This window comes from Streptomyces sp. MBT65 (genome assembly GCF_016612545.1).
Classification (GTDB): Bacteria; Actinomycetota; Actinomycetes; order Streptomycetales; family Streptomycetaceae; genus Streptomyces.
The window spans coordinates 1-8,009 of record NZ_JAENRY010000334.1 but is presented as its reverse complement, the minus strand read 5'-3'; the positions used below and the strand labels follow the sequence as shown (position 1 = coordinate 8,009).

Annotated in this window: 7 protein-coding genes; 1 reads left to right on the top strand and 6 read right to left on the bottom strand. The window is 72.8% G+C overall.

Annotated features, from left to right (window positions below; all coding sequences use genetic code 11):
- Positions 1-257 precede the first annotated feature (257 nt).
- On the bottom strand, positions 258-1,514 hold the full coding sequence (locus tag JHN63_RS43285) for an NAD(P)-binding domain-containing protein (RefSeq protein ID WP_200690619.1): 1,257 nt from the start codon (positions 1,512-1,514) through the stop codon (positions 258-260).
- On the bottom strand, positions 1,514-2,824 hold the full coding sequence (locus JHN63_RS43280; RefSeq protein ID WP_200690618.1) for an ATP-grasp domain-containing protein: 1,311 nt from the start codon (positions 2,822-2,824) through the stop codon (positions 1,514-1,516). Before JHN63_RS43280 ends, JHN63_RS43285 begins: the two co-directional genes overlap by 1 nt.
- Positions 2,825-2,964: 140 nt before the next feature.
- Here JHN63_RS43280 and JHN63_RS43275 point away from each other — a divergent pair, with 140 nt between their 5' ends.
- A complete protein-coding gene (locus JHN63_RS43275) occupies positions 2,965-4,281 on the top strand; it encodes a glycoside hydrolase family 26 protein (RefSeq protein WP_200690617.1) in 1,317 nt (438 codons plus the stop codon).
- A gap of 22 nt (positions 4,282-4,303) precedes the next feature.
- On the opposite strand, the gene JHN63_RS43270 is transcribed toward JHN63_RS43275, so the two are convergent.
- From JHN63_RS43270 to JHN63_RS43255, 4 genes are read right to left on the bottom strand one after another with little or no spacing between them, the layout of a single operon-like run.
- On the bottom strand, positions 4,304-5,407 hold the full coding sequence (locus JHN63_RS43270) for a GNAT family N-acetyltransferase (RefSeq protein ID WP_200690616.1): 1,104 nt from the start codon (positions 5,405-5,407) through the stop codon (positions 4,304-4,306).
- Positions 5,404-6,036: a lipopolysaccharide biosynthesis protein gene (locus JHN63_RS43265; protein ID WP_200690615.1), complete on the bottom strand. Its 633-nt coding sequence runs from the start codon at positions 6,034-6,036 to the stop codon at positions 5,404-5,406. Before JHN63_RS43265 ends, JHN63_RS43270 begins: the two co-directional genes overlap by 4 nt.
- Positions 6,033-7,187, bottom strand: a complete 1,155-nt coding sequence (locus JHN63_RS43260; protein WP_200690614.1) for a glycosyltransferase — start codon at positions 7,185-7,187, stop codon at positions 6,033-6,035. Before JHN63_RS43260 ends, JHN63_RS43265 begins: the two co-directional genes overlap by 4 nt.
- A complete protein-coding gene (locus JHN63_RS43255) occupies positions 7,184-7,942 on the bottom strand; it encodes a polysaccharide deacetylase family protein (protein WP_200690613.1) in 759 nt (252 codons plus the stop codon). Before JHN63_RS43255 ends, JHN63_RS43260 begins: the two co-directional genes overlap by 4 nt.
- Positions 7,943-8,009 lie beyond the last annotated feature (67 nt).

Sequence of the window (8,009 nt, the reverse complement as noted above, 5' to 3'; positions counted from 1 at the left end):
GGTGTGCGCCAGAACGGGCGGCGGGGTGTGCTCCCCCCACGGGTGGGCACCACACGCCCCCGCCCGCCGGTGGGGAGCACACCCCGCCGCCCGTTCTGGCGCACACCGGCAGTGAGGCCATGTTGGCCGCCTCTGGCGTCAGTGCCGCGCTGATCGCGGGTGGCACGATCCTCTACCGACGAGGCCGAGCCGCGTCCCGTAGGTAATGCGCACGGGGTGCCGGACGTCACCGCCCGGCACACCCGCACGCCCACGCCTCAGCGCCGTACGAACGCCGGTGTGCTCCGTCGTCCCGGTGCCGGGATCACGCCGCCGCGCGGTTCCGAGCGCAGCCGGCGTCGGACTCCCCGCACCAGCGCGCCCGCCGTGTAGGTGGCGCCGTGCACGAAACGCATCGCCGGGCCGAAGCCCGAGGCCGTCACCAGGCCCGCCATGAAGAGGCCGGGGTGCGAGGACTCGAAGTCCCGGCCGACCTCGGGGGAACCGTCGCCCACCGTGGCCAGCGATCCCCTCAACTCACTCGAGAGCAGCCCGAGTCGGCCCGTCGTCGCCTTGAACCCCGTTGCCGCGATGACGTGTTCGGTCTCCAGGGAGCGTGTCCCGCCCGCTCCGCCCACCGTCTCCAGACGTACCCCGCCCGGCACCACGTCGGCCGCCGCGACCTCGTGGCCGAGCAGCACCTCCACCGCCGGTTCGACCCGGTCCCGCACCCACCAAGCACCGGCCGGGCCAAGGGCGTTGGCCGCGATCCCGGCCCGGGTCGACTCCGGGAGCCGGCGGAAGAGGTCGGGGCGCTCGGCGTAGAACCAGTTGCGCCAGCCGGGGCCCAGGCCGCTGTGCGGAGAGCGGGCCTCCTGCCACCACGGGCGCTCCCAGGCCGGCGGTACGTCGTTCCAGAACAGTTCGTCGGCCCGCGCCAACACCCGTACCCGCGTGCCCTGTTCGGCGAGGAGCGCGGCCGTCTCCAGTGCCGCCTGGCCGCCGCCGATCACCGTGACGTCCTTGCCGCGGAACTCGTCCAGCGCGCTGTGGTGGCTGCTGTGCGAGACGAGGGACCGGCTCAACCCCCTGAGCGCGGACGGGATTTCGACGAACGGCATGACACCGACCGCGAGCGCGACGGTACGGGCGTGCAGCACCGTGCCGTCGTCGGTCACCGCCTCGAAGCCGCCGGGCACCGGCGCGATCCGCTCCACCGTCCGCTCGTCCACCTCGGGCACGGCGTTGCGCGCGAACCACAGGCCGTACGAGGCGAACATCTCGACCGGGATCGGCTCCCCGTGCCGGGCCTCCACACCCTGGGTCGCGCAGTACCCGGCGAGCGGCCAACGGCCTTCCGGGTCGGACAGGTTGGAGGCCCAGGGCTCCGACTTGAGGAACATGCCCCGGGGCATGTGGTCGCGCCAGGACGCCATGGGCCGGCCGAAGACGCGCAGGTTCAGCCCGGCGGCCGCGGCGTGGGACGCGATGGACAGGCCGTACGGGCCCGCGCCCACCACCAGCAGGTCGTACATCAGCAACTGCTCGCTTTCTCGTCGTCGGTCAACTCGGTCGAATGGGTCGGCTTGGTCAGCTCGGCGGGCTCGTCGAGTGGGCGCGCGCTCGCCTGCCGGACCACCCGCGCCTCCACCGGGCGCACCGGGGCCGCCGCCCCGCCCAGCCGCCCCCGCATCTTGCGCAGCACATGCAGCCCCCACAGCCCCCACATCGCCCGGCCGGGCCCCGGGTCGTCCGGCGCGTGCCAGGCCAGCTCCCGCCCGCCGAGCATCGGCCGCAGCGCGCTGAGCGGCGCGTAGTTCTCCACCACGAACGAACGGCCCGGCCGCGGTGTCCCGTCCGGCAGCGGACGGTGGGTCAGGTCCAGGTGCAGTGCGCGGACCACATCCAGGCCCGCGCTGTCGGCGAAGAGCCGGAACTGCGCGCCGGGCCGCGGGTTGAAGTCGAGCAGGTGGTAGTCGCCCGTCGTGCCGCAGCGGCGGAAGTCCAGGTCGAAGATGCCGCGGTAGCCGAGCACGGAGGTGAGGCGTTCGGCGAGCGCCTGCACCTGCGGGTTGGGCGTCCAGCGGCCCACCGCCGTCAGGCCCGCCCCGCGCGGCCAGGACCGCTGCTTGCGGCCGGACCCGCCGCCGCGTACGGCGCCGGACCGGTCGGCGTACCCGTGGAAGAACCAGTCGCGGTCCGGTCCTGAGGGCAGGAACGCCTGCAACAGCAGTCGGCTGCCCGCCTCCTCGGCGCGCAGGAACAACTCGCGCGCCTCCTGCCCGCTGTGCACCACCACCGTGCTGCGCAGCCCGGTCCCGCACGGCACCAGCCAGGGCCGGCTCCACTTCGCGATCACCGGCAGCCCCAGTTGCCAGGCGGCGCTCGCCGCCTGCGCCGGGCTCTCCGGGATCAGCGTCACCGGGTGCGGGATGTCCGCGGCCGCGCACACGGCGGCCAGTTCCGCCTTGTCCGCGACCCGTTCGGGCAGCGCGCCGGGCTGCTGCGGCAGCAGATACGACGGCGCGAGCTCCGCGCCCAGCCGACCGACCGCGACGGCGCTCGCGTCGTCCATCGGGATCAGCACGGCGGGACGCGTGATCCGCGCGGCCACCCGCCGCAGCGTGCCCGCGATCTCGGCGGGAGACGCGGCGGGCGGCGGCGGGGGATGCATCTGGCAGACAAAACGGGAGTTGCGTACGGGGCTTGCCGAGGAGTCGGCGACCACATGCACCTCCACTCCCGCCCTGCCGAGCGAACGCACGGCACCCAGCGTTCCGTGGTGAAAGGGATTCCGGTCGATCCGCAACAGAACTGCGGGGACACGGATGTCGAGCAGCGACACGGACTGTTTCCTTCGGTTCGGTTCACCCACGCGGGCGACAGGGACACTCAAAAGCCGTAGCGGCGGTGGCGTAATTCATATTCGTATGACTGAGTGTCAAAAAGAGAAACAAGAACACGAGAGTGGAGAGAGGAGCAGGCATGGCCCCACAGCAGCGACGGTCCCGAACCGGACGGCTGGCCTTCATCGCGGCTACGGTCGCCGCGTCGGCGGCACTGGCGTCGGGTCCCGGGTTCGCGGCGGGGGCGGAGGTGGCGCGGGCCACCGATCCGCCTGCTCCCGTGACCACCGCGCCCACGACCACCGCGCCCACCACCGCCGTTCCTGCGACCGTCACACCCACGACTCCGGCGGTCGTCGCACCGGTGAAGACCCCCGAGCCGAAGGCGGCCCCCGCGTTCGGTGCCTTCCTCGACTCCGGTGCCCGGGGCGTGGCCCGCATGGCCGCGCTGAGCAGCTGGCTGGGCGGCGCCGAACTGCGCGTCGGCCACACCTACCTGCCCGGGAACCACTGGAGCGACATCGAGGGCGCCCCCGGTCTCCTCGACGTCTGGGCGGACTGGCGCACCGAGAAGACCGACCGGATGCTCGTCCTCAACGTGCCGATGCAGGAGCACAACGAGGACGGTGTCTCCGACTGGCAGGTCCGGCGGCTGCTCCAGCAGGGCGCGGCCGGCCAGTTCGATCAGCACTTCAAGGCCCTGGCCGAACGGCTGGTCGACCTCAAGGTGCCGGACACCGTGATCGTGCTCGGCTGGGAGATGAACGGCACCACGTACACCTCTCGTTGCGGGCCGGACCCGGAGGCCTGGAAGAAGTACTGGAACAGGATCGTCACCACGATGCGCTCGGTGCCGGGCCAGAAATTCCGGTTCGACTTCACTCCGAGCCGCGGCCGGGACGCCGTTCCCTGGACGCAGTGCTATCCGGGGGACGACACGGTCGACATCGTCGGCATGGATTCGTACGACCAGCCTTCCGGGCTGACGTTCGACGAACAGGTGAAAGAGCCGTACGGACTCCAGGCACATGTGGACTTCGCCAAATCCCACGGCAAGCCCATTTCCTATCCTGAATGGGGACTCTTCCGTAACGGCGACAACGCGGAGTACATGAAGCGCATGCTCGCCTGGATGGACGAGCACAAGCCGCTGTACAACACCGTGACCGACTACTGCCCGCACGGTGTGTGGCAGTGCTCCCAGAACCCGAAGTCGTCCGAGGTCTACCGTTCGGTCCTGTTCGGCCGCACCGAGGACCCGACCACACCGCCGACCACACCCACGACACCCACCACACCCACGACCCCGGTCACCCCGGAGCCGCCCAAGCCGACCACGCCTCCCGCTCCGACGCACCCGGTCAACTGCTCGCCTGTGGACCTGGGCGACTGGGTGGAGTACTGGCTCGGCGGGAAGCTGTGCGTGAAGTTCGACTGGTGGCAGCGCGACCGGTGAACCAGAGGTGGCGGCGGGCCGCTCACGGTCCGTCGCCACCGCGTTCCCTCCACTTCCGCAGTATCGCCTTGCCCCGCCGGCGCGCGGCGACATCGCAGACGACCGCCGTCATCAGCGGAGCCGTCCGCCGCCGGGCCAGCAACAGCCTTTGGTTGACGACCGGTTCGGGCCGCCAGTGATGCTTGTACGGCTCGTCGCCACGCAGCAGGCTGAGCGTGCCCGGCCCCCCGACACCGGTGTGCTCGGCACACGCGTCGAGCAGCATCACCGCCACATCCGCCTTCCGCTCCCGCAACCGCGGATGCGCGCCGTACAGATACCCGCCCGCGAGCCGCCGCGACAACAGCGTCAGGTCCACGGCGACCACGTCCTCGTCGAGCCGGAACTCGGTGACGACGGCGTCCCCGGAGCGCACCATCGGCCCGACCGAGCGGACGAGGTGCTCGCAGAACCGGGTCTGGAGATGCTCGGACGTCACCTTCCGCCCCTGCCACTGCAGTTGATGCAGCTCCAGCAGCCGCCGCAGCGCCGAGTCCACCCCGTCCGGCTGTACGACCGTGCGCTCGACGCCGAGCGCGGTCAGCTTGCGGAGCTTGGCGCGGACCCGCTGGGCCTTGGAGGAGGGGAGCCGGGCGACCAGTTCGTCCATCGGTACGGCGGGCAGCTCCAGGCACAGCGAGTCGTGCACGCGGCGACGCGGGCCGCGCCAGCGGTCGTAGACGCGCTCGACCGCGCCGCCGGGGCGCACCTCGCGGAAGTCGATCAGCGCGGTGCGGGCGGCGGACGCGAGGCCCTCGGTGAGCGCGGCGGTGGCCGGGTCGCCGTGGTCGTCGTCCAGCAGGACGTCGCCGTAGTCGGAGATCGCGCCGCCGAGCGGGACCAGTGCGGGCGCCGGGCTGCGGACGAGCATCATGGGTGCGGCGGCGACGAGTTCGCGGCCGTCGCGGACAACGAGCAGGCGCAGACGGCCCGTTCGGCCGTACGACAGCCACCAGGAGTGCAGCCAGGCGTGGGACTGGAAGGGGGTCGCCGCGCCGCACTTCTGGTACAACCGGCCCCAGGCCGGGGCCAGTTCGGCGAAGGCCTGGGGGTCGGTGACGAGGTCGGTCGAGTACACCGGTGTCACAGGACGTCGGCCGCGGTGGCCGGGCTGGGCACGGAGGCGGGGCGGCCCGTCTCGTCGGTGGTCCGGCGCGGCCGTACCAGGAGCAGCAGGCCGCCGAGGAGGCCGCCCGCGCTCGCGCCGACCAGGCCGGTCACCGCGGCCGGGGCCGAGGAGGCGGAGGCCGGCTTGATGGCGCGGGCGAAGGTCTGGAGTTCGACGTGGGTCGAGTCCTTGGAGTCGTTCGCGTGCACGGTCAGCGAGCGGGACACCGCGTTGGCCATGTCGGCGGCGAGGTCCGCGCGCGAGGAGGTGGCCGTGACGGCGACCATCGGCGCGTCCGGCGAGGTCGCCGTCTGCACGCTCGACTGGAGCGTCTTCACCGGCACGCCCGCCCACACCTGCGCGTCCCCGAGCACCGCGAGCTGGGTGGCGACCCGGCCGTAGGCCTGCGCGAAGCCGAGCGCGGTCGAGGAGTCGGCCTTGTCGGTGGGGACGGCGATGACATAGCTGGTGGCCGTGTACGTCGGGGTCTTGAGGACGCCGTACCCGCCGCCGAGCAGTCCGCCGGTCACGGCGCCGGCCGCGAGCAGGGACCAGGCGGGGAGGGCTTTCGCGCGGCTGAGGGGGAGGTGCTGTCGGATCTCGGTCATGAGGAACTGGCTCCCTGGGGTGCGGGGGACGGCGACGAGGTGGAGACCGCGGCCGCGTACACGTCCATGAGGTGGGCGGCGCTGCGGGTGATGCAGTAGTGGTGGGCGGCGTCCGGGGCGGTGCGCGGGCGCGGGCCCCGCGCGCGGGCCGCCGCCAGTGCGCGGGCGAAGACCTCGGGGCCGCCCTGCACCCGCCGGGCGCCGGACGCGGCCTGCGGGGGGAGGTCCTCGATGGCGGGGCAGGAGGCGTAGAGCACGGGCAGCCCGGACGCCAGCCCCTCCACGACCGCCAGGCCGAAGGCCTCCTCGGGGGACGGGGAGGCGAGCAGGTCCATCGCGGCGGTGAGGGAGGGCAGGTCGGGTCCCGGTGAGCCGTCCGGTACGTAGGGGCGTTCGCCGGTGAACAGCACCCGGTCGGCGACCCCGTGGTCATGGGCCGTACGGCGCAGGAGGTTCTCCTCGGTGCCGCCGCCGACCAGCAACAGCCAGTAGTCGTCCGGGAGTTGGGCCAGGGCGCGGACCAGGACGTCGAAGCGTTTGCCCGCCGCGAGACGGCCGATGCCGCCGACGACGTACGCGCCCTCGGGCAGGCCGAGCCGCTGGCGGGTGTGCAGGCGCCGCACCGGGTCGAAGCGGAAGCGGTCCAGGTCGATGCCGTTGGGGACCACCTCGATCCGCGGCCCCGGCACACCCCACTTCCTCAGGCGCTCGGCGACCGTGGGGGACACGGCGACCGTCGACCGGCCCAGGCGCTCGCTGGCGAGATACAGGGCGCGGACCCCGGCGGTGAGGCCCCGGCCCTCCATCTGCGAGTCGCCCAGGGAGTGTTCGGTGGCGACGACCGCCTTCACCCCCGCGATCCGGGCGGCGAGCCGGCCGTAGACGCAGGCGCGGTAGAGGTGGGTGTGGACGAGGTCGTAGCGGCCGCTGCGGATGATCCTGACGAGGCGGGGGAGGGCGGCCAGGTCGCGGTTGCCGGTCATGCCGAGGTGGCGGACGCGCACCCCGTCGGCGGTGAGACCGGCGGCGACCGCGCCCGGGTTGGTGAGCGTGACGACCTCGCAGTCGACCGGCAAGTGGCGCAGCAGCAGGCGGAGTTGCTGCTCGGCGCCGCCGACGCCGAGGCCGGTGATGATGTGCAGCGCCCTCATGCGAGCCCCTCCACCGGGCGGCGGCGCAGCCGGTGCAGCCGGTACTTGAGGAACAGGCGTACGGCGGTGTCGTTCTGGCCGATGTGGACGCGGGGGAGGGCGTGGACGCCGTTGAGCTCGCCCGGGTCGATGGCGCAGGCGTAGGCGTAACCGGCCTCGCGTACGGCGTCCATGGTGCGGGCGTCGACCGTGCCGTAGGGGTAACAGAAGCCGTCGACCGGGGAGTCGAGCAACTCCTGTAGCTGGGAACGGCTTTCGGCGACCTCGGCCCGCAGCGTGGCGTCGTCCGCCTTCGTGAGGTCGACGTGGGTCAGGCCGTGCGAGCCGATCTCCACGCCCTCGGCGGCGGCGCGCCGGATGCCGGCCGCGGTGAGGAGGGGTTTGCGAGGGCCCTCCGGGTCCCAGGCGTTGTCACCGCCGAGCCTGCCCGGGAGGACGAAGAGGGTCGCGCCGCAGTCCCAACGAGCCAGCAGGGGAAGGGCGTTGTCGACGAAGTCGGCGTAGCCGTCGTCGAAGGTGAGACCGACCAGGCCCTGGCCCTCGCCGCGCGCGCGGGCGGCGAGCAGGTCGGCCATGGACACGCCCCGCAGACCGCGTCGGCGCAGCCAACTCAGCTGTTGCGCAAGGCGGTCGGGGGTGACCGTGATGCGGTAGGGGTCGTCGGAGCAGTCGTCCACGGAGTGGTACATCGCCACCAAGGGGACCGGGCCCGTGACGCGTCTGCCGGTGGTCGGGGAATCAACGGGAGCGACCATGCGAGAGCCTCCGTGTGACGGAACGTACGGATTCCAGTGCGGGTGCGAAGCCCTGGGCGCCCAGGGC